Origin of the sequence: Curtobacterium oceanosedimentum, assembly GCF_040545555.1 — a bacterium.
Classification (GTDB): domain Bacteria; phylum Actinomycetota; class Actinomycetes; order Actinomycetales; family Microbacteriaceae; genus Curtobacterium.
This window is the reverse complement of record NZ_JBEPMD010000011.1, coordinates 1-20,808: the sequence shown is the minus strand read 5'-3', so window position 1 is coordinate 20,808 and position 20,808 is coordinate 1. Positions and strand designations below refer to the sequence as shown.

General features: G+C 72.5%; 21 protein-coding genes. 7 read left to right on the top strand and 14 right to left on the bottom strand.

The features are described 5' to 3' along the window. Nucleotides 1-18: 18 nt before the first annotated feature. The 7 genes from ABIC52_RS12290 to mvk form a co-directional block, all read right to left on the bottom strand. The gene (locus ABIC52_RS12290; RefSeq protein ID WP_153257434.1) at nt 19-186 is read right to left on the bottom strand and encodes a hypothetical protein; all 168 of its coding nucleotides are present in this window, start codon (nt 184-186) and stop codon (nt 19-21) included. 136 nt (nt 187-322) lie between these two features. After that, a complete protein-coding gene (locus ABIC52_RS12285) occupies nt 323-706 on the bottom strand; it encodes a DUF7882 family protein (protein ID WP_354027452.1) in 384 nt (127 codons plus the stop codon). A 104-nt stretch (nt 707-810) separates the two neighbouring features. Next, nucleotides 811-1,986, bottom strand: coding sequence for a hydroxymethylglutaryl-CoA synthase (locus ABIC52_RS12280; RefSeq protein ID WP_126891368.1), 1,176 nt, complete (start codon nt 1,984-1,986; stop codon nt 811-813). Continuing rightward, nucleotides 1,983-3,047 carry a hydroxymethylglutaryl-coenzyme A reductase family protein gene (locus tag ABIC52_RS12275; RefSeq protein WP_354027451.1) on the bottom strand — a complete coding sequence of 355 codons (1,065 nt, stop codon included), beginning with the start codon at nt 3,045-3,047 and terminating at the stop codon, nt 1,983-1,985. The genes ABIC52_RS12280 and ABIC52_RS12275 overlap by 4 nt, the downstream gene beginning before the upstream one ends. Beyond that, entirely contained in the window at nt 3,044-4,123 is a 1,080-nt protein-coding gene (locus ABIC52_RS12270) for a phosphomevalonate kinase (protein ID WP_126891366.1), read from the bottom strand. Before ABIC52_RS12270 ends, ABIC52_RS12275 begins: the two co-directional genes overlap by 4 nt. Then, nucleotides 4,120-5,127 (bottom strand): diphosphomevalonate decarboxylase, encoded by a 1,008-nt coding sequence (gene mvaD, locus ABIC52_RS12265; RefSeq protein ID WP_354027450.1) that lies wholly within the window; start codon nt 5,125-5,127, stop codon nt 4,120-4,122. The genes ABIC52_RS12270 and mvaD overlap by 4 nt, the downstream gene beginning before the upstream one ends. Further along, nucleotides 5,127-6,116 (bottom strand): mevalonate kinase, encoded by a 990-nt coding sequence (mvk, locus tag ABIC52_RS12260; protein ID WP_209679333.1) that lies wholly within the window; start codon nt 6,114-6,116, stop codon nt 5,127-5,129. The genes mvaD and mvk overlap by 1 nt, the downstream gene beginning before the upstream one ends. A 119-nt stretch (nt 6,117-6,235) precedes the next feature. Here mvk and ABIC52_RS12255 point away from each other — a divergent pair, with 119 nt between their 5' ends. The 4 genes from ABIC52_RS12255 to ABIC52_RS12240 are packed head-to-tail and all read left to right on the top strand — an operon-like array spanning nt 6,236 to nt 9,748. Then, on the top strand, nt 6,236-7,780 hold the full coding sequence (locus ABIC52_RS12255) for a Mur ligase family protein (RefSeq protein WP_354027449.1): 1,545 nt from the start codon (nt 6,236-6,238) through the stop codon (nt 7,778-7,780). Nucleotides 7,781-7,821: 41 nt separating this feature from the next. Next, the gene (locus ABIC52_RS12250) at nt 7,822-8,298 is read left to right on the top strand and encodes a MarR family winged helix-turn-helix transcriptional regulator (protein ID WP_174234715.1); all 477 of its coding nucleotides are present in this window, start codon (nt 7,822-7,824) and stop codon (nt 8,296-8,298) included. A gap of 25 nt (nt 8,299-8,323) precedes the next feature. Further along, nucleotides 8,324-8,746: an organic hydroperoxide resistance protein gene (locus ABIC52_RS12245; protein WP_209679339.1), complete on the top strand. Its 423-nt coding sequence runs from the start codon at nt 8,324-8,326 to the stop codon at nt 8,744-8,746. 27 nt (nt 8,747-8,773) lie between these two features. After that, nucleotides 8,774-9,748 (top strand): zinc-binding dehydrogenase, encoded by a 975-nt coding sequence (locus tag ABIC52_RS12240; protein WP_209679659.1) that lies wholly within the window; start codon nt 8,774-8,776, stop codon nt 9,746-9,748. A gap of 95 nt (nt 9,749-9,843) precedes the next feature. Here the strand turns inward: ABIC52_RS12240 and ABIC52_RS12235 are convergent, their stop codons facing one another. From ABIC52_RS12235 to ABIC52_RS12225, 3 genes are all read right to left on the bottom strand, one after another. Continuing rightward, nucleotides 9,844-10,548, bottom strand: coding sequence for a DUF4396 domain-containing protein (locus ABIC52_RS12235; RefSeq protein ID WP_354027448.1), 705 nt, complete (start codon nt 10,546-10,548; stop codon nt 9,844-9,846). A 158-nt stretch (nt 10,549-10,706) separates the two neighbouring features. Beyond that, a complete protein-coding gene (locus ABIC52_RS12230) occupies nt 10,707-12,164 on the bottom strand; it encodes a sugar porter family MFS transporter (RefSeq protein WP_126891361.1) in 1,458 nt (485 codons plus the stop codon). Between the two features lie 222 nt (nt 12,165-12,386). After that, nucleotides 12,387-12,896 (bottom strand): hypothetical protein, encoded by a 510-nt coding sequence (locus ABIC52_RS12225; protein WP_126891360.1) that lies wholly within the window; start codon nt 12,894-12,896, stop codon nt 12,387-12,389. 110 nt (nt 12,897-13,006) lie between these two features. On the opposite strand from ABIC52_RS12225, the gene ABIC52_RS12220 reads away from it, so the two are divergent. Beyond that, on the top strand, nt 13,007-13,912 hold the full coding sequence (locus tag ABIC52_RS12220) for a LysM domain-containing protein (RefSeq protein ID WP_126891359.1): 906 nt from the start codon (nt 13,007-13,009) through the stop codon (nt 13,910-13,912). Nucleotides 13,913-14,095: 183 nt separating this feature from the next. On the opposite strand, the gene pgi is transcribed toward ABIC52_RS12220, so the two are convergent. From pgi to ABIC52_RS12200, 4 genes are all read right to left on the bottom strand, one after another. Then, nucleotides 14,096-15,805 (bottom strand): glucose-6-phosphate isomerase, encoded by a 1,710-nt coding sequence (gene pgi, locus ABIC52_RS12215; RefSeq protein ID WP_126891358.1) that lies wholly within the window; start codon nt 15,803-15,805, stop codon nt 14,096-14,098. A 143-nt stretch (nt 15,806-15,948) separates the two neighbouring features. Then, nucleotides 15,949-18,240: a heavy metal translocating P-type ATPase gene (locus tag ABIC52_RS12210; protein ID WP_354027447.1), complete on the bottom strand. Its 2,292-nt coding sequence runs from the start codon at nt 18,238-18,240 to the stop codon at nt 15,949-15,951. Further along, nucleotides 18,237-18,455, bottom strand: coding sequence for a heavy-metal-associated domain-containing protein (locus tag ABIC52_RS12205; protein ID WP_126892667.1), 219 nt, complete (start codon nt 18,453-18,455; stop codon nt 18,237-18,239). Before ABIC52_RS12205 ends, ABIC52_RS12210 begins: the two co-directional genes overlap by 4 nt. Before the next feature lie 30 nt (nt 18,456-18,485). Beyond that, entirely contained in the window at nt 18,486-18,788 is a 303-nt protein-coding gene (locus ABIC52_RS12200) for a metal-sensitive transcriptional regulator (protein WP_126892666.1), read from the bottom strand. Between the two features lie 284 nt (nt 18,789-19,072). Between ABIC52_RS12200 and ABIC52_RS12195 the strand changes: the two genes are divergently transcribed. Both ABIC52_RS12195 and ABIC52_RS12190 read left to right on the top strand, forming a co-directional pair. Then, nucleotides 19,073-20,266 (top strand): helix-turn-helix transcriptional regulator, encoded by a 1,194-nt coding sequence (locus ABIC52_RS12195; RefSeq protein WP_126892665.1) that lies wholly within the window; start codon nt 19,073-19,075, stop codon nt 20,264-20,266. A gap of 165 nt (nt 20,267-20,431) precedes the next feature. Continuing rightward, nucleotides 20,432-20,808: Asp23/Gls24 family envelope stress response protein (locus ABIC52_RS12190; protein ID WP_354027446.1), on the top strand; the 377-nt coding region annotated here is incomplete at its 3' end.

Genomic DNA, 20,808 nt, shown 5'->3' with positions numbered 1-20,808 from the left:
GGGGCACCCGAGGGACGGTCACCCGGTGACGGCGACCGACTCCGCATCCCGCGCGACGAAGAAGTCCGAGTACAGCGTGCACCCGTCCGGCTCGACGAGGAGACCCCTGATCCAGATCTCGTGTCGACGCTCCACCTCGACGACCGTCCCGAAGCGGTCGTCGTGCGTGCTCTCCGTGGCAGACATGCGGTTCCCTCCCACCACGGCACGCACCCGGTCGGCTCCCTGACGCCGGCCGTGGGGACGGTGCGTCCAGCGGCACCAGTACGCTACGGAGCCGCCCGCGGCAGCCGGAACCCGTTGACTCGACCCGGCCGCTGTGCTACCCCGTGTCGCCGGCGGACGCGGACTCCGCCGCCCCCGGGACGACCGCTCGGGACCACGCGGAGTCCGCCGCGGTGCTCGTGTCGGGTGGCTCGGGCACGAGCACGAGTCCGGCACCGGAGGTCGCAGCGGCGTAGAGCTCCTCGAGCCAGCTGCGGTTGATCGCGGGCACCCGGCTGCCCGCGAAGGTGAACCGCAGACTGACGTTCGGGTGCAACCAGACCGAGCTCCGCCCGTCGCCGTGGAGCACGTCGTCCTTCCACGAGAACACGAAGCGGTGCTCACGGCGGAGCATGTTGACGATCACGATCTGCAGGTGTGTGAGAGCCCGGTCGTCGATGCGCAGGTCGAGCACTTCACCGTCGTACACGAGTTGACCCATGAGGATCCTTCTACACCGCGCGAGCGGGCGAGGGACGGGAGCAGGAACGGACGGGAGGCGCGGTGCCAGCCGGCACCGCGCCTCCCGTCCGTCGTGGGGTCGCGTCAGTCCTGCGCGGTCGCCTCGTAGTGGCGGGCACCACCGCGCACGCCCGCGAAGCGGTACGGCGCGGCCGTGACGCGCGGACGCTCGACGTCCTCGCTCGTCGCGGCGCCGGCGGCGTGCAGCTCCCGGTAGGCGTCGACCGTCAGCGGGACGCGTGCCTCGAGCAGCGCGCGGACCCGGCCCTCCCGTCGGTGGGAGCGGTAGTCGGGTCGGACGATGCCGGTGATCAGCTCACCGACGCTGCCCGAGCCGTAGCTGAACAGGGCGATCCGCTCCCCGGCCAGGTCGTCGTCGAGGTCGAGCAGTGCCGCGAGCCCGATCCAGAGCGACGCCGTGTAGGTGTTGCCGGTCTGCTTGTTGTAGGTGAAGCCGATCGCGAGCTCGGACTCGTCGAAGGGCACCCCGACGTGCTGCGTGAGCTTCCGGTGTGCCTTGAGCGCCATCTTCGTGAACGGCTGGTGGTGGACGAAGCGCACGATGTCCTCGTACGCCGGGCCACCCTGCGACGCCAGGTCGTCCCACGCCCCGACGAACGCATCGACGTAGGCGCTGACCGACAGCCGACCGTCGACGAGCGCGGTCGAGCGGTCGTTCGGTCGCCAGAAGTCGTCGACGTCGGCGGTGAAGACGCCGGCGGCGGGCTCGATCTCGATCAGGTCGGGGTCAGCGGACACCAGGATCGCGGCGGCGCCGGCGCCCTGGGTGGGCTCGGCGGCGGTGTCGACGTCGTACCGCGCCACGTCCGCGGCGATGACGAGCACCCGCTCGTGCGGCGCGCGCGCGATGATGCCGAGGGCGAGCTGCACGGCGGCGGTCCCGCCGTAGCAGGCCTGCTTCAGCTCGACCACGCGGACGTTCTGCGGCAGGCCGAGCAGCCCGTGCACGTAGACGCCGGCGGCCTTGGACTGGTCGACGCCGGACTCGGTCGCGAACAGCACCGTGCGGATGCCCTCGACGCCGTGGCGGTCGATGACCTCCTTCGCTGCGGCGGCGCCCATGGTGACGATGTCCTCGTCGGGGGCGGGCACGCTGAAGGCGTCCTGGCCGATGCCGACGTGGTACTTCGCCGGGTCGACGCCGAGCCGTTCCGCCAGGTCGTCGAGCTCGAGCACGTGGTGGCCGGTCGCGATCGCGATGTCGTGGATGCCGACGCGCACCTGCTGCTGAGCGGTCATGCTGCACCTCCTGCGGGCTTCGACCCGCGACGTTCCATGGCGACGTGCGCCGCCATCAGCTCCCCCGGGTTGGTCTGCGCGGCGAGCAGCGACAGCTCACCGCAGAGCACGGTCGCGGCGCACAGGGCGGCCAGGCGGCGGGCGTTCGCCCCGGGCTCGCGGTCCTCGCGGCAGCCGAGGCGCACCAGGGCGTCCTCGACGACGGGCAGGTCCCCGCCCTTGCCGTTGCCGACCGTGCCGACGATGAGGTGCGGCAGCGCGGTGGAGAAGTACAGGTCGTCGCCGCGGGCCTCGGCGTAGGTGATGCCCTGGGAGCCCTCGACGATGTTCGCGGCGTCCTGCCCGGTGGCCAGGTAGAAGCCGAGGAGCATGTTCGCGTAGTGCGCGTTCGCGGAGCGCAGGGCCCCGGCGATCGTCGAGCCCACCAGGTTCTTCGCGACGTTGAGCTCGGCGATGCGCTCCGCGCTCGACCGCAGCCGCTTCTCGACGATCTCGCCCGGGATGACGATCTCGGCGATCGTGTTCCGGCCACGACCACGGATGCCGTTCACCGCGGTGGCCTTCTTGTCGGTGCAGAAGTTGCCCGAGACGCTGACGTACCGCAGGCCCGGCTCCCACGCGAGGATCGCGGGCAGCAGCTTGTCCGCCGCCTGCGTCACCATGTTGTGGCCGGAGGCGTCGCCGGTGGTGAACGCGAAGCGCAGGAACAGCAGGTCGCCGACGATCTCGGGGTGCACCTCGATGAGCTTGGCGAACCGGCTCTGCCCGGCGACGATCCGCTCGAGCTCGTCCTGGCGCGCCAGGATCCGCCCGGCGGCGATGTGCGCGGCGGCCGCACTGTCGGCCTTCACGACGACCGAGCGGGTCATGCGCTCGTCGACGACGGTCGCGACGATGCCGCCCTCGACCGTGCGCGAGACGCGAGCCCCGCGACCGACGGACGGCCACAGCGGCGACTCGTACGTGGCGAGGGGCACCTCGTGCTCGCCCTCGACGGCGTTGCCGCTCACACGGATCGGCCCCACCCACTTCGTGGGGATCGGGGTCAGCAGGTCGGTCATTCGACGCTCCCTTCGGGCGCTTGCACCGCGACGCTGAGGTGTCTGATGTCGTGCGCCTCCCAGGCGCGGTGGATGCCGGCGAGGTCGGTGTCCGCCGGGACGAGCGCGATGCCGCAGTCGCCGCCGCCGGCGCCGGAGGGCTTCGCCGCCCCGCCGGCCGACTCGACCACGTCGCACAGGGTCGCGAGCCGTTCGGTCTCGATCTGCGAGCCCACGGACGCGCCGAGGCGCTGCATGAGCACGCGGGCGCGGCGGAGGGCGTCGAGCGTGATCGCCGCGTCGCCGGTCCGGAGGCCCGTGGTCAGGTCGTCGACGCAGGCGCGGCTGTCGTCGAGGAACGCCTGGTACCCGCCGTTGCGGTGCTTCCGGACCACGCTGACGAGCTTCGTCGTCGACGCCGGCGAGCCCGTCCAGCCGACCAGGAGTTCGAGGTCCTTCGGTGCGGGCAGACGCTGCACGTCGAAGCCGCTCCAGGCGTCGGTGTCGTCGAGGATCGCGGTCACGGAGCGGCTGTCGAGCATGGCCACAAGACGCTCGCGGTCCGGTGCGCTGTAGCGGAGCCAGCCGCCGAACGTGCTCGCGGCGAGGTCGCCGCCGGACGCCCGGGGGTTGACCCGGACGGTCGCGAGCAGGGCGACCCGGAAGCGGTCGCGCTGGGAGAGCCCGATGCCGTAGAACCGGTCGAGTGCGCCGACCGTGGCCACGGTGACCGCGGCCGAAGACCCGAGCCCGAACTTCCGACCGCTGGCGTCGTCGAGCTGGCTCTCGATCCGCAGGTCGTGGAACCTCGGCGCGATGCCGCGCTCGGCGCGGAGCTTCTCGACGAGGTCGATCGTCGCCATGACGTAGTCGTACGGGTGGTGCTCGCGGTCGAGCGCCAGGCCGTCCTCGTCGCGGGTCCACGTCAGCGGCAGGTGCCCGTACTCCTCGGAGTGCACGCTGCCGGCACCGTGCCCCTCGCGCACCCGGGCGGTGATGGCCCGGTCGAGGGCGATGAGCACGGACGGCTGCCCGGGCTCGACGACGGCGTACTCGCCCGCGACGAACAGCTTGCCGTGGGCGCGGAACTCGATCACTCGGCGGACTCCTCCGGTCGGACGACGCCCACTCCGGGCGCCTCCGTTCCTTCGGAGCGGACGACCCGTGCGCCTGGTCCGGTGCCGGACTCGATGACGTCTCCCAGGCCGGCGAGCGCGGACGCGACCGTCCCGCGGTCCTCGGGCTTCGTGAGCACCACGACGTTCGGTCCGGCGTCGGCGGTGGCGTAGGCCTCGGTGCCCGCGGCGCGGAGCTCCGCGACGGCGTCGAACACGGCGACGCTGCGGGCGTTCAGGTACCGGATCGGCGGAAAGGCGCCCTCGATGGTGGCGTGCATGCGGAGCGCGTTGCTCTCGGTGAGCTCGCCGATGCGGGTGAAGTCCCCGGCGGCGCAGGCGTCGAGCATCTCGCCCACGGTGTCGGTCGTCGACGTCACCCAGGCCGGGTAGAACGGCGAGGTCGCGATCGTGCGACGCATCGCCTCGCGCGAGCCGATCGCCTTCTCGCCGGCCGAGATCGTCACCACGACCATGGCCATCGGCGGGGCGGGCACGCGCTCGGCGTAGGAGCCCTGGTCGTCGCCCGCGTGCCAGACCGCGACACCGCCGGGGATCGACCGCGTGGCCGATCCCGAACCGCGTCGGGCGAGCCGGGACAGGTCACGCTCGGACAGGTCGAGCCGGTACGCCGCGGCGGCCGCGGTCGCGAGCGCCGCGAAGCCGGACGCGCTCGACGCCAGGCCCGCACCGGTCGGCACGGTGTTCTCGGAGACGACGGCCGCCCGGTCGGAGGACCCGGCGAGCTCGCGCACGAGGTCGAGGAACTGCTGCACGCGGAGCAGTGCGCCCTCGGGAGCTGCGCTGCCGTTGAGCACGAGCGAGTCGGTCTCCGCCGCGCCGTCGAGGGTGACGGTCGTCGTGGTCGGGAAGACGTCGAGGCCCATCGACACGCTGCCGGTGGCGGGCAGGGCGAGCTGCGCGTCGGCCTTGCCCCAGTACTTGACGAGCGCGATGTTGGGGTGCGCGACGGCGGTGGCGGTCATCAAGCGCGGGCTCCGATCGTGGTGGTCCAGGTCTCCGTCGCACCCGCGGCACGGAGTGCGGCGGACACGCGGTCGGCGTGCTCCCCGTCCGCGACGAGCGCGAGGACGCATCCGCCGCGCCCACCGCCGGTGAGCTTCGCGCCGAGGGCGTCCGCACGGCGTGCGGCGACGACGAGCCGGTCGAGGTCCGCGCTCGACACGTCGAGTTCGGTGAGCAGTTCGTGCGCGGCGTCCATCGTGGCACCGAGGGCCTGGGCATCGCCGTCCTCGAGTGTCCCCCGCGCGCGTCGCGCGAGGTCACCGATGGCCTCCACGACGGCGCCCACCGAGGCGGGGTCGGCGTCGTGGCGTTCCCGGACGGCGGCCACTGCTTCGCGCGTGTGCCCGGGGACGCCGGTGTCCGCGACGACGAAGGTGAAGACCGCGCCGAGCGGGACGGGCTCGACGACACCGCCCTCGAACCAGACGGGGACCTCGGCGACGACCCCTCGCGCGTCGAGCCCGGACGGCCGACCGTGCGCGACGCGCTCGCACTCCTGCACGAGCTCGTGGTGCTCCTCGGGACCGAGGGTCCGGCCGAAGGCGTCGGCCACGGCGGCGGTGACGGCGGCGGCGACCGCGGCGCTCGACCCCATGCCGCGGGCGGTCGGCACGGCGCTGTCGACCCGCACGTGCACGTGCTGCTCCTCGGCGCCGAGGTGCCGCAGCGTCGCCGTGACGGCGGTCACCGTCGGCAGCACCGCGGCGGGGGCGGTGTCGAGCGGCCCGGTGTGCACGGTCGACTCGAGTCGGCTGCCGTCGTCGGACGCCACCGGTGTGACCGTCGCCGTCACGCGGACGTCGAGCACGGGGAGCACGAGTGCGGGTACGCCGTAGACCACGGCGTGCTCGCCGATCAGGATCGTCTTGCCGTGGGACGACGCGGAGCCGGTGCGGAGGGGGGTCCCTGCGCGCGGGGTCGCGGTGCTGTCGGTGTCGTGGTTGGTCATCGTGGCTCAGGTCAGCCTAACCGGACCGCCGTCGGGACGTCGCGCTGGGTGTCCAGGCTGGACGCGGGCACGGTCGCCGGAGCGGATCGTCGAGCGGTACCCGGATCCGGAAGGCAGCGATGACGCACGCGTTCGACCCCCGACACCCCGTCGCGGTCCCGCTCTCCCGGATCGCCGGCGTGGCGGGGACGCAGCACCGCGGCGACACCGTGCTGACCGGCGTCGCGGTCTCGTCGGGCGGGGTCCGCCCCGGTGCGCTCTTCGCAGCGCTCCCCGGCCGCCGCTCCCACGGCGCGGAGCACGTGCAGGCCGCAGCCGCCGCGGGGGCCACCGCCGTGCTGACCGACCCTGCCGGTGCCGGCCGAGCCGCTGCAACCGGTCTGCCCGTCCTGGTCGTCGACGACCCCAGGGCGGTCCTCGGTGCCGTCGCCGCGGCGGTGTACGGCACCGCGCGGCTGCCCTTCCCGGTGTTCGGCGTGACGGGCACGAACGGCAAGACGACGACCGTCCACGTGCTCGATGCCGTCCTGCGCCGTCTCGGGCGCCGCACCGCCCACAGCTCGACGGTCGACCGCCGCATCGGGAGCACGACCGCGGCGAGCGCCCTCACCACGCCGGAGGCGCCGGAACTGCACGCCTTCCTGGCGGCCGCCGCCGAGGCGCGGGTCGAGGGCGTCGCGCTCGAGGTCAGCGCGCAGGCGCTCACGCGGCACCGGGCCGACGGCGTGGTGGTCGACGTCGCGGGCTTCACGAACCTGTCGCACGACCACCTGGACGACTACGCGGACATGGACGCGTACCTCGCCGCGAAGGCGGAGTTCTTCACGCCGGCGCACGCCCGTGCCGGGGTCGTCTCGCTCGACTCCCCCGCGGGTCGCCGCATCGTCGCCGCTGCCCGCGTCCCCGTGACCACCGTGACCGTCCGCCCCGACGTCGCCGCGGACTGGTCGGTGCGTGTGACGGAGCAGCGGGCCGACGGCACCCGTGCGGAGCTGACGGCGCCGGACGGTGCGGTCCTGGCCTTCACGGTGGCGCTGCTCGGCGCGCACGCGGCGGCGGACACCGGTCTCGCGCTGGCGATGCTGGCGGTGTCCGGCGTCCCGTTCGCGGCGCTGCGTGCAGCCACCGCGTCCCCGCTCGACGTCGTCGTCCCCGGTCGCATGGCGGATGCGTCGGCACCCACCGGACCGCGGGTCTGGGTCGACTTCGCGCACACGCCGGACGCGTTCGCGAAGAGCCTCGAGGCCGTGCGGGCCGTCGTCCCGGGGACGGTCGCGATCGTCCTCGGGGCCGACGGCGACCGCGACCCGAGCAAGCGACACGCGATGGGCGTGGTCGCAGCCACCGCGGCGGACGTGGTCGTCGTCGCGGACCACCACCCGCGGACCGAGGCCCCCGACCCCATCCGGGCGGCCATCCTCGCCGGGGCGCGGTCCGTCGGCACGGGAGCCGTGGTCGTCGAGGAACCCGACCCGGCGCGTGCGATCCGCGTGGCGATCGAGGCGGTCGGCGACGACGGTGCCGTGTACTGGGCCGGACCGGGTCTCACCGACTACCGGGACGTGGACGGCGTGCACGTGCCGTACTCGTCGTTCCACGACGCGGAACGCGCGCTGGCCGAGGCGGGGCACCCCCGGAGGACGTGCGAGCTCTCCGCCCCCTGAGAAGGATTGCGCGCAACCGAGTTGCGTGCAACACTTACGGCATGCCGGTGACCGACGAGATGGTGTGCTTCTCGCTGTACGCGGCGTCCCGGGCCACCACCCAGGCGTACCGCGCACTGCTCGAACCCTGGGGTCTCACCTACCCCCAGTACCTCGTCCTCGTGACCCTGTGGATCGAGGGCGACCAGACCGTGTCGACGCTCGGCGACCACCTGCAGCTCGACTCCGGCACCCTGTCACCGCTCCTGCGTCGCATGGAGCAGACCGACCTGGTCCGCCGCGAGCGCCGCAGCACCGACGAACGCGTCGTGACGGTCGCCCTCGGTGATCGCGGACGCTCGATCCGCCCCGAGCTCGCGCACGTCCCGGCCCGCATCGCGGCCGGGATGGGCCTGTCCGACGAGCAGGCCGCACTCGAACTCATCGCGACGCTCCAGCGCCTGACCACGACCATGCACGCCGCGGGCGACGACGCCGGCACCCCGACCCCCGACGCCCCCACAGCGTCGGACGACTGACCCCACGAAGGAAGGAAGGACCCCCATGGACGTCCTCTACACCGCCGAGGCGCTCGCCACCGGCGAGGGCCGCAACGGCCACGTCGCCACCAGCGACGGCCGCGTCGAGCACGACCTCGCCATCCCGAAGGAGATGGGTGGCTCCGGCAACGGCGCGAACCCCGAGCAGCTGTTCGCCGCCGGGTACGCGGCCTGCTTCCACTCCGCACTGCAGGGCGTCGCCCGCGCGCAGAAGGTGAAGATCACCGACTCCACCGTCGGCGGCCGCGTCTCGATCGGCCCGAACGGCCAGGGCGGCTACCAGCTCGCCGTCATGCTCGAGGTCGTCATCCCCGACGTCGAGCACGACCAGGCCCAGGCCCTCGCGGACGCCGCGCACCAGGTCTGCCCGTACTCGAACGCCACCCGCGGCAACATCGACGTCACCATCGTCGTCTCGGAGGACTGACCCATGACCGACACCACCCCCACCACCATGCGCGCCGTCGTCCACGAGACCTTCGGTGAGCCGGCCGACGTCCTGACCGTCGCCGAGCGGCCCGTCCCGCAGCCCGGCCCCGGCCAGGTGCTCGTCCGCACGGTGCTCTCCCCGATCCACAACCACGACCTGTGGACGATCCGCGGCACCTACGGCTTCAAGCCCGAGCTCCCCGCCGCCAGCGGCACCGAGGCGCTCGGCGTCGTCGAGGCCCTGGGCGAGGGCGTCGACCGCCTGCAGGTCGGCCAGCGCGTCGCGGGTGGGACCTTCGGCGTCTGGGCCGAGTACTACGTCGCCGACGCGGCCGGGCTCGTCCCCGTCCCCGACGCGATGCCCGACGAGGCCGCCGCGCAGCTCGTGTCGATGCCGTTCAGCGCGATCAGCCTGCTGCACTCGCTCGACCTGCACGAGGGCGACTGGATCATCCAGAACGCCGCGAACGGCGCCGTCGGCCGCATGGTCGCGCAGCTCGGCAAGGCACGCGGCATCAACGTGATCGGCCTGGTCCGTCGCGCCGAGGGCGTCGAGGAACTGCGCGAGCAGGGCATCGACCGCATCGTCGCCACCGACGCGGACGACTGGAAGGACCAGGTCGCCGCGATCACGGGCGGCGCGCCGATCATCGCCGGCGTGGAGTCGGTCGGTGGCAAGGCCGCCGGCGACATCGCCTCGGTGATGGGCGAGAACGGCACCCTCGTCGTGTTCGGCGCGATGGCGTCCCCCACGCTCGAGATCCCGTCGGGCAAGGTCATCTTCGGCCAGCTGACGGTCAAGGGCTTCTGGGGCGCGGTCGTCAGCAAGACGATGCCCGGTGAGCTCAAGGGCCAGCTCTTCGGCGAGTTGATCACGCGCGTGCTCGACGGTTCGCTCACGCTCCCCGTCTCGGAGACCTTCGTCTTCGAGGACGCCCGCGACGCCGCTCGCGCCAGCGACACCGCCGGCCGCGTCGGCAAGGTGCTCCTGCGCCCGTAGCGCGGGTGCGGTCGTAACACACGACCAGCCGACGAACGGGAGGCGCGGTGCCGGCTGGCACCGCGCCTCCCGTCCGTCACGGGATGCGTCGACGGTCACATCGCCTCCTTCAGCCCCCTCCGCACCAGCAGCGCGTTCATCGGGTACGAGCAGACGAAGCCGGCGACCATCGCGACCTGCATCGCGACCCAGAACTCGGGCGTGAGCACGCCGACCCGGCCACCGAGCACTGCCGGCAGCAGCGCGAACTGCAGCACCGCCATCGCGCCGTACATGCCGACCTGCCACGCGGTGATGCTGAGGGTGTCGGCCTTCAACGCGGCGACGAGCCCGTCCCGCCAGCCGAGCCCGCGCATCGGCGCGATCGCCGCGTACTGGAACGCGATGCCGACGACGAACGCGATGACGAAGTCGATGGTCCACCCGGCGAAGATGCGGTCCTGGTAGAGCGTGCCGAGCCCGACGAGCGTGCCGAGCGCTGGGAACGCGACGAGCCCGAACTCACCGACGAGGTCACCGAGCGCGCACCCGGCGCCGCAGTGGCTCGTGTCAATCGCGGTGCCTGCCCACCGTCCGTGGCCGTCCACCGTCGCGCGGCCCCGACGCAGGTAGAACACGAGCCAGACCACGCTGCCGAACAGCATCGTCAGCGGCCAGACGAGCGCCATCACCCGCATCTGCGGCGGGTGCCGGACGACGTCGACCGCGACGAACACCGCGCATGCGATCGCGACGGCCAGCAGCCCCGCGCAGACGAGCGTCAATGCCGTCGGCAGATCCTGCAGCTGCAGTTCCGTCATCGCGTGCGCCTCCCGGTGATCGTTGTCTCCCGACAACGGAGCACCGTACACACGCCGCTCGGACGGTCGGTCGGGCGCGCGTCACCGGTGACCGGACGACGCGACGAGAGGCCCGTGGCAGCGTCGCCACGGGCCTCCCGTCCGTCGTGTCGCTGGGTCTACCGCCGCGCCTGCTTCGCGGGGACCGTGAAGATGTTGCCGGTGGTCACGCCCTCCTCGACCTCCTCGAGGGTGCGGCCGCGGCTCTCCGGCACGAACTTCCAGATGAAGACCAGGGCGAGCACGCCGACCACGGCGAAGCCGAAGAAGGTGCCGGTGATGCCGGTCGCCGCCACGATCGTCGGGAAGTACAGCCCGAGGAACGCGTTCGCGATCCAGAGGCAGAACACCGCGATGCCCATGCCCAGTGCGCGGATCTGCGTCGGGAAGATCTCCGACAGGATCACCCACGTCGCGATGTTAAGGAACGTCTGCATCGAGCCGACGAACGCGACGACCAGGAAGAGGATCACCCACGGACGAGCGGGGTTGCCCTCCACCAGGGTCATCGACGCGATGCCGATGAGGAAGTGGCACACCGTCGTCAGCGAGTACCCGAGGATGAGCGTCGTGCGGCGGTTGATGCGCTCCATGTTGGCGAGGGCGATCACGCCACCGACGACCGCGATGACACCCGGGGCGATGTTCGCGATCAGGGCCGCGGACTGCTGGAACCCGGACTCGATCAGGACGGTCTGGCCGTAGTACATGATCGAGTTGATGCCGGTGAGCTGCTGCGCGACACCGATGCCCGCGCCGATGAGCACGATCCGGATCAGCCACTTGTTGCCGAGCAGCGTCCGCCAGCCACTGACACGCTGGACCTCCACCTCGAGGTCGTTGGTCCGCCTGATGTCGTCGAGCTCGGCCTTCGCACGCTCCTCCGACCGGATCTCGCCCAGCACCGACAGTGCCTCGCCGTAGCGGCCCTTCGATGCGAGCCAGCGCGGCGACTCCGGCACCCGGAGCATGCCGATGAAGAGCGCGACTGCAGGCAGGGCGCAGACGGCGAGCATGACGCGCCAGACGCCGTTGCCCTCGCCCCACAGGTTGCCGATGACCGCGTTGACCACGAACGCGGCGAGCTGCCCGATCACGATCATGAGCTCGTTCCGTCCGGACAGCGATCCGCGGATCTCGTAGGGCGCGAGCTCGGCGAGGAAGACGGGCACGACCGTCGACGCGCCGCCGACCGCCAGGCCGAGCAGGACCCGGCCGACGACCATGACCCCGAAGGCCGGAGCGAAGACGCACGTGAGCGTGCCGACGAAGAAGGTCACGGCGAGCAGGATGATCGTCTTCCGGCGCCCCCAGCCGTCCGCGATCCGCCCGCCGAGCATCGCGCCGACGGCTGCACCGAAGAGCAGCGAGCTCGTGACGACGCCCTCGGTCAGGTTCGTCAGGCCGAGCTCCTCCTTCATGGGGAGCAGCGCGCCGTTGATCACACCGGTGTCGTAGCCGAAGAGCAGGCCGCCGAAGGTCGCGACGAGGGCCAGGACGCCGAGACGGCGACGGTGGGGCCCCTCTCCCACCGGTGGAAGTGCGACGTTCGGTGCTGTCGGCTTGATGTCGACCATTCGATGACTCCTTCGTCGGGTGACTGCGCGGCGATGCGTGCAGCGATCGTATCCCGATTCCATGTCCTGTCAATTAGACATTCTGTCGACCTGACGTTTGGACCGATCCAAGAAACGCCTGATGAGCGAGGGAGCGGTCCAATGTGTCCCGGTCCGGAACCATTCTGGCCGACGGCTCGACGAGGCACCGACGGCCGAGCGGTCGTCGGATGCCGCTGCGACTCAGGCGGGGTCGGTCGGACCGTCGCCGAGCACGTCGCCGAGCGAGGCCATCCCCGCCCCGTGGTCGGTGTACCGGCGGACCGTGCGGCGGGCTGCGGCGCTCGCGGCGCCGCCGAGCGTCGGGTTCCGCCGAGCGGCGTCGGCGACGCGGCCCGCGTGGCCGGCGGTCGACAGCAGGACGTTCGCCAACGCGCGCGCCGCCCCGGGCTCCGGGACCCCGGTGACGGTCCAGGCGCTGCGGAGCTGCTCGTCGGGCGTGATCCCGCGGCGGGTGCCCATCCGGTGCCAGTCCGACAGTGCTCCCTCGGTGCGCTCGGCGGCTCGTTCGACCTCGCCCGCGCGCCGGCGCTGGACGGCACGCGCGGCGTCGGCCGAGGCGTCGTCCGTGCTGTGTTCGCGCCCCTCGACCGCGGCGGCACGCTGCCGGGCCGCGGTGTCGTCGCCGCCGGCCTCGGCGATGCGAGCGGCGTGGGCGGCGGCAGCGGCAGCGAGGATGTCGTGGCGGTCCATGCCTCGACGGTAGCCGCTCGCACCGACAGCTGTACCCGCGGACACATCCGCTCGTGCCCGCTCCTCCCCGACCCGGGGCCGGCAGTAGCATCGGGACCCGAGGGGGAATCATGAACCGAACCGTCGCGACCGGCGCCACCGCTCTGGTCGTCGCCGTCGCGCTGTCCGGTTGCTCGCTGCTCGGCGGGACCGACGGAGCGCTCCCGGCGCCCTCGGTCCCGCCGACGGCGAGCCGGTCGCCAGCTCCGACCGCCACCGCGACCGAGGACCCGGACGCCGCACGGCTCGAGGCATCGGCGACACCGCGCGCACCCACCCCGGTCGCGAGCGAGGCGGCTGTCCCCGACCCCGTGCTCACGCCCGTCCCGGCCGGCACGGTCCTGGCCGAGGGTGACGTCGCGTCACCGAAGGGCAGCATCCACTTCCACTACCGGGTCGTCGCGGACGGGGACGACACCTTCACGGCGCAGTACACCGGCGTGACCTCGTCACTCCCCGTGCCGATCGGCGTCGGCTTCTTCGAGCGCGACCGGCAGGTGGGCGACGGCCTGACCTACCCCGGCGTGGGCGACGCCGTACTCGGCGGTCCGACCCCGGCGCCCGTGGGAGCGGACGTGCCGCTCGACGGCTCGGGCGTCGACCCGTCGGGGCTCGTGACGCTCGTGGTGTCGTCGGCGGCAGATGCCGCACGGACGGACCTGCCGATCGAGATCGCCGGTGGCAAGGTGCTCGCGGTCGCGCCCGTGCGGTGGTCGGTGCCCGAGCGGCAGACGAACGTGCACCCGGTCGACGGCGGGGCTCGGGCGAACGCCGCCGGTCCGGTCACGGCGACGACTCCCTCGGGAGCGCCCCGGTCCTACACGGTCGCTCCGGACGACCTCATCGGCGACGTGGCCGCACGCTTCGGCATCAGCGTGAAGGCACTCGTCTGGCTGAACGCCGACGTGCAGGTGTTCGGCGACGACCAGTACCTCTACGAGGGCACGACGCTCAACCTCGACCCGCTCGCCCGCTGACGCGCGCTGCGCGCTTGCCGAGTCTCGGCCTGGGCGACACTTCTCGCAGCGATCCGTCCGAGGAGTGTCGCGCACCGCGAGTCTCGCCCCGGGCGCCCCGGGCGCCCGCGGCACGCGCGCACCTGACGGACGGGAGGCGCGGTGCCAGCCGGCACCGCGCCTCCCGTCCGTCAGGTGCGCGCCTTACTCGCCGCGCAGCTCCAGGTACTTCGCGATGAGCGCCTTCGTCGAGGAGTCCTGCGACGCGAGCGCGTCCTGGTCGCCGTCGACGGCCGGGGCGATCTGCAGTGCGAGCTGCTTGCCGAGCTCGACGCCCCACTGGTCGAACGAGTCGATGCCCCAGATGGTGCCCTCGGTGAACACGATGTGCTCGTACAGCGCGATGAGCTGACCGAGCACGCTCGGGGTGAGCTCCGGCGCGAGGATCGACGTGGACGGCTTGTTGCCCGTGAAGGTGCGGGCGGCGACGATCCCCTCGTCGGTGGTGCCCTCCGCGCGGACCTCGTCGGCGGTCTTGCCGAACGCGAGCGCCTTCGTCTGGGCGAAGAAGTTCGCGAGGAACAGCGCGTGGACGTCCTGGCCCGGCTGCACGGCCCCGCCGTCGCCGGACTCGTCCTTGAGCGGACGGGCCGGCTTCGCGACCGTGATGAAGTCCGCCGGGATCAGGCGGGTGCCCTGGTGGATGAGCTGGTAGAACGCGTGCTGGCCGTTCGTGCCCGGCTCGCCCCAGAAGACCTCGCCGGTGTCCGTCGTGACGGGCGAGCCGTCCCAGCGCACGCGCTTGCCGTTCGACTCCATCGTGAGCTGCTGCAGGTACGCGGCGAAGCGGTGCAGGTACTGCGTGTACGGCAGGACCGCGTGGCTCTGCGCGCCGAGGAAGTTCGTGTACCAGACGTTGAGCAGGCCCATCAGGACGGGGACGTTCTGCTCGAGCGGCGTGGTGCGGACGTGCTCGTCGACCGCGTGGAAGCCGGCGAGGAACTGCTGCCAGTTCTCCTTGCCGATCGCGATGACGACCGAGGTGCCGATGGCGGAGTCGACCGAGTAGCGGCCGCCCACCCAGTCCCAGAAGCCGAAGGCGTTCTCGGGGTCGATGCCGAACGCCGCGACCTTGTCGAGCGCGGTCGACACGGCGACGAAGTGCTTGGCGACGGCGTTCGACTTCTCGCCGTCCGACGCGTCGGTCAGGCCCAGGCGCTCCCACAGCCACTGGCGGGCCAGGCGGGCGTTCGTCAGGGTCTCGAGCGTGCCGAACGTCTTCGACGCGACGATGAAGAGCGTGGTCTCCGGGTCGAGGTCCGCGGTCTTCTCGTAGATGTCGGCGGGGTCGATGTTCGAGACGAAGCGCGCCTCGAGCCCTTCCTGCACGTACGGCTTCAGGGCCTCGTAGACCATGACCGGACCGAGGTCCGAGCCACCGATGCCGATGTTCACGACCGTCTCGATGCGCTTGCCGGTGACACCGGTCCACGAGCCGTCACGCACCTGCTCGGCGAAGGCGTAGACCTTGTCGAGCGTGGCGTGCACGTCGGCGTCGACGTCCTGCCCGTCGACGACGAGCGCCGGCTCGATGCCCTCCGGACGACGGAGCGCAGTGTGCAGGACGGCACGGTCCTCGGTCACGTTGATGTGCTCGCCGGCGAGCATCGCCTGGAAGCGCTCGGCGACGCCGGTGTCCTTCGCGACCTGGAGCAGGGCGCCGAGGATCTCGTCGTCGACGAGGCCCTTCGACAGGTCGACGGTCAGGTCGGCGGCCTGGAACGTGTAGCGCTCGGCACGACCGGGGTCGCTGTCGAACCAGCCGCGCAGGTCCGGGGTGAAGCCGTCGGCGATGCCGGCGAGCTTCTTCCAGCCGTCGGTCGATGTGGGGTCGACGGGAGCGGATTCGGTCACTTCGGTCCTCCTGGGTACCTTCAAGACGTACTGGACCGCGGGTCACCGCAGCGCTGCGTCGCGGACCACGTCCGAGCGTAGTGCGCTCCGGCAGGTGACGTGCACAGTCGCCCGGGAGGCACGGTGCGCGTCCGCCCCGCCGGTCACGCGGTCGACGCCGCCGGCTCCTCGGCCGCGGCACGGAAGCGACGCAGGCGCAGGCTGTTCGTCACCACGAACACGGACGAGAACGCCATCGCCGCACCCGCCAGCACCGGGTTCAGCAGTCCCGCCATCGCCAGCGGGATCGCCGCGACGTTGTACGCGAACGCCCAGAACAGGTTGCAGCGGATCGTGCGGAGCGTCGCCCGCGACAGCCGGACCGCGTCCGCCACGACGGTGAGCCGACCGGTCACGACGGTGATGTCGCTGGCCGCGATCGCCGCGTCGGTGCCGGCTCCCATGGCGATGCCGAGGTCCGCGGCCGCGAGTGCCGCGGCATCGTTCACCCCGTCGCCGACCATGGCGACCGTCCGACCCTCGGCCTGGAGCCGCCGGACGGTCTCGAGCTTCGAGGCCGGGGTGGCCCGGGCGTGCACCTCGTCGATGCCGACCCGGTCCGCGACCGCGCGGGCAGCGCCCTCGTTGTCACCGGTGAGCAGCACGGGACGCAGACTCAGCGCGACGAAGCGCCGAACGGCCTCCGGGGCCTCGGGCTTCACGGTGTCGCCGACCACGACCGCGCCGAGCACGCTGCCGCCCCGTGCGACGAGGACCGCGGTCCCGCCGTCCGCCTCGGCCGCGGCGACCCGTCCGGCCAGCGTGTCCGGCACCGGCAGGGCCCAGGCTTCGGCGAGCCACCGAGCGGTGCCGACGACGACGACCTCGCCGTCGACGACCGCCTGCACTCCGGCACCGGGCGTCGCGGTGAACTGCTCGGCCGTCGGCACGACGACGTCACGCGACCGTGCCGAGCGGACGATCGCCCGCGCGACGGGGTGCTCGGAGCCGTCCTCGACCGCAGCGGCCACGGCGAGCACGGCCGCGTCGGCGTCCGGTGCTCCGTCGACCGGCAGGACCGCCGACAGGCGCATCTCCCCGGTCGTCACCGTCCCGGTCTTGTCGAGCACGATCGTGTCGACGGCACGCGTCCGTTCGAGGGCCTGCGGTCCACCGATCAGGATGCCGAGCTGCGAGCCGCGGCCCGTGCCGACGAGCAGGGCGGTCGGGGTCGCGAGCCCGAGGGCGCACGGGCAGGCGATGATCAGCGTCGCGACGGCGGCGGTGAACGCAGCGGTCAGGGAGCCACCGGCGACGAGCCAGCCGACGAACGCGACGACCGCGAGGCCGATGACGACGGGCACGAACACCGCCGAGACCCGGTCCGCCAGCCGCTGCACGGCGGCCTTGCCGGTCTGCGCCTCCTCCACGAGGCGCCCCATCCGGGCGAGCTCGGTGTCGGCGCCGACGGCGGTGACCTCGACCACGAGCCGACCCCCGACGTCGATGGTGGCCCCGGTCACACGGTCGCCCGGACGGACCTCGACCGGCACGCTCTCGCCGGTGAGCATGCTGAGGTCGACGGCGGACGAGCCCTCGCGCACGATGCCGTCGCTCGGGATCCGCTCCCCCGGCCGGACGACGACGACGTCGCCGACGACGAGCGAGGCGGCGGGCACACGGGTCTCGACGGGACCGGTCGGCCCGTCGCGGAGCACCGAGGCGTCCTTCGCGCCGAGTTCGAGCAGCGCATGCAGGGCCGCCCCGGACCGCTGCTTGGCCCGGGCCTCCATGAAGCGGCCGGCCAGGATGAACACCGTCACGGCTGCGGCCACCTCGAGGTAGAGGTCACTCGCCTCGGGGTCCGTGGCGAACCACGAGAAGGTCATGTGCATGCCCGGCCGGCCGGCGTCGCCGATGAAGAGCGCGACCAGCGACCACCCGAACGCGGCGAGGACCCCGAGGCTGACCAGCGTGTCCATGGTCGCGGCGCCGTGTCGGGCGTTCACCCATGCGGCGCGGTGGAAGGGCAGCGCGCCCCAGACGGCGACCGGTGCCGCCAGCGCCAGGGCCGCCCACTGCCAGTTCGGGAACTGCAGGACCGGCACCATCGAGAGCAGCACCACGGGCACGGCGAGCACGGTGGAGACGACGAGCCGCTGCCGCAGGGGCGCGGTCGCGTCGTCACGGGAGTCGGCGTCGGCCGCGTCGTCGTCGGCCCCGGGCGCCGGTCGCCGCACGTGCACAGTCGCCCCGTACCCGGCGGCCTCGACCGCCGCGACGAGCGCCGCCTTGTCGACCGCGTCCGGGTCGGTCACCGACACCTGCGCCTGCTCGGTCGCGTAGTTCACGGTCGCGGTGACACCCGGCAGCTTGCCCAGCTTCCGCTCGACACGGTTCGCGCACGAGGCGCAGGTCATCCCCGTGATGTCGAGCTCGACGACGCCCTCGCTCACCGGGCCACGACCTCGTACCCCGCCTCCGCGATCGCGCCGCGCAGGGCGTGGTCGTCGATCGGGTGGTCCGACGTGACGGTGACGGACGACGACCCGCCCGGCACCAGGTCGACGGCGACGTCGGTCACGCCGGCGAGCTCGGAGACCTCCTCGGTCACGCTCGCCACGCAGTGCTCGCAGGTCATCCCGGTCACGGCAACGGTCTCGGTGGTCATGGGTCCTCCTCGGTGTGTGGTGCGGTGGGGTCAGGAACGGACGAGTCGGGCGATCGCGTCGCTCGCCTCGCGGAGCTTCGCGTCGGCGGTGTCGCCGCCCTCGGCCACGGCCTCGGCGACGCAGTGGCGCAGGTGGTCCTCGAGCAGCGACAGGGCGACCCGCTCGAGCGCGCGGTTCGCCGCGGAGATCTGGGTCAGCACGTCGATGCAGTACGTCTCGTCCTCCACCATGCGGGCGATGCCGCGCACCTGCCCCTCCGCGCGGCGCAGCCGCTTGAGCAGGTCGTCCTTGTCCTCGATGTACCCGACGTGCGCGTGTGCTGCTGTTGGCATCCTGACCTCCACCTCTCCGAACAGGGTACCCCCCTGGGGTATTCCGATCACGTCGGAGCACGCCGACACGGAGACTTCCCTGAGAATCTTTCACTCACCGCTGGCATCCCTCGTCCGCGCGGGAGACGGCGGGCGCATCCGGACGGATCGTCGTCAGCGTGCGGATCGAGGCGGTGCACCGGACGGGAGGCGCGTGGCGGGCACGGCCGCGCGCCTCCCGTCCGGCACCCGTCGCCGCCGACGCAGGAAGCGCGCATCCCGGACAGTGCTGGCATGATGCGCGGGTGAGCACCTCGTCGACGAACGGTTTCCGCCGCCTGCGGTTCACCGAGAGCGACGGCACCGACTACGGCCGGATCTTCTCGGCCGAGTACAACGGCCGCGACCTCGGCACCGAGACCTACGTCGCCGAGGGCACCCGGTACGAGTACACGATCGTGGGCGACGACGACGTCACGCTCCGCACCATGCGCGCCGAGGGCGGTCGCCGGGGCGGCGTGATCGGTCCGCGCAACGACCACGTGGTGTTCTGGCTCACCCACGGACGCCTCGAGATGCACTTCGCGGACCGCACGCGCGTGATCGAGCCGGGAAGCCCCTACATCGCATCCGCGTCCGAGGCGTACCGCTTCGAGTCCGCCGACACCGTCTACAACGGACTGCACGTGTCGGACCCGTTCCTCCGGTCGGTCGGCGCAGGACTCGGCTACCGCCTGCCGGACGGTCCGCTGCTGTTCGACCAGCAGGACGAGACGATCGCCCGGCGCGAGCCGCTCCGTCGCCTGGTGCAGGACCTCGCACCCGCGCTGCTCGACGACCGTGTGGTCGGTCCGATGCGGACAGCGCTGAACCGTCGGCTCGCGGTGGTCGTGCTGGACACCTTCCCGATCCGCAACCGGGGTCAGGACGTCCCCGTCGCGAACCGACTGCGCGACGCGATCCGTCACATCGAGGCGCACGCGCACGACCGCCCCTCGGTGCCCGACATCGCCGCCGCCTGCGGACTGAGCCAGCGCGGGCTGCAGGACGTCTTCGCGCGGACGCTCGGCACCACACCCAACCGCTTCATGCGCGACCACCGGCTCGACTGCGTGCGTCGCGAGCTGCTCCGTGCAGCCGGTGACGAGGGCGTGACGCCGGTCGCCCGACGGTGGGGCTTCACCAACCCCGGTCGCTTCGCGGCGGCGTACCGGGAGCGCTTCGGGGAGGACCCGGCCGCGACGCTCCGGGGGTCGCGCGCCGCACGACCCGAGTCCGGACGGACCTCCTGGCGGGTCCGACGAGCCGTGGCGCACATCGTCGAGCACGCCGGGAGCGACCTGACCGTCGACGACATCGCGGACGCGGCGGGGGTGCGTCCGCGCCGGCTGCAGCAGCTCTTCCAGCAGGAGTGCGGGCTGTCCCCGATGGCGTACGTGCGCTCCGTGCGGGACGCTGCGTCGCGCAACACCGGGGCCGGTATCGGCGGCACCGACTGACGACTCCTCCGTCGGGGTACGCGGAGAACCGGCGTTCTGGCGCTCTTCCTGGAAGACCGCTGGAACCCGGGACCCGCGCGTGACGAACCTCGGTGTCAGCCCGTCTCATCCGTGAACAGCATCCGCTGGGAACGAGTCCCGGCGGGCACTCGAAGGGAGCATCCAATGGCTGACACCACCACCACCTCGACCACTCCGGCGACCGCTTCGGCGGCGTCGCGCTCGGCCGTCCAGAACGGTTCGGGCACTGCGGGCAAGACCACGATCGACGACACCGTCGTGTCGAAGGTCGCCGGCATCGCCGCGCGTGAGGTCAACGGTGTGCACTCGCTGGGCGGCGGCGCTGCTCGTGCGATCGGCGCGATCCGCGATGCGATCGGGCAGCGTGACCACGGTCAGGGCGTCAAGGTCGAGGTCGGCGAGAAGCAGGTCGCGGCGGACGTCGTGATCGTCGCGGAGTACCCGGTGTCGCTGCAGCAGGTCGCGGACGGTGTCCGTTCGTCGGTCGCTCGTGCGCTGGAGCAGATCGTCGGTATGGAGGT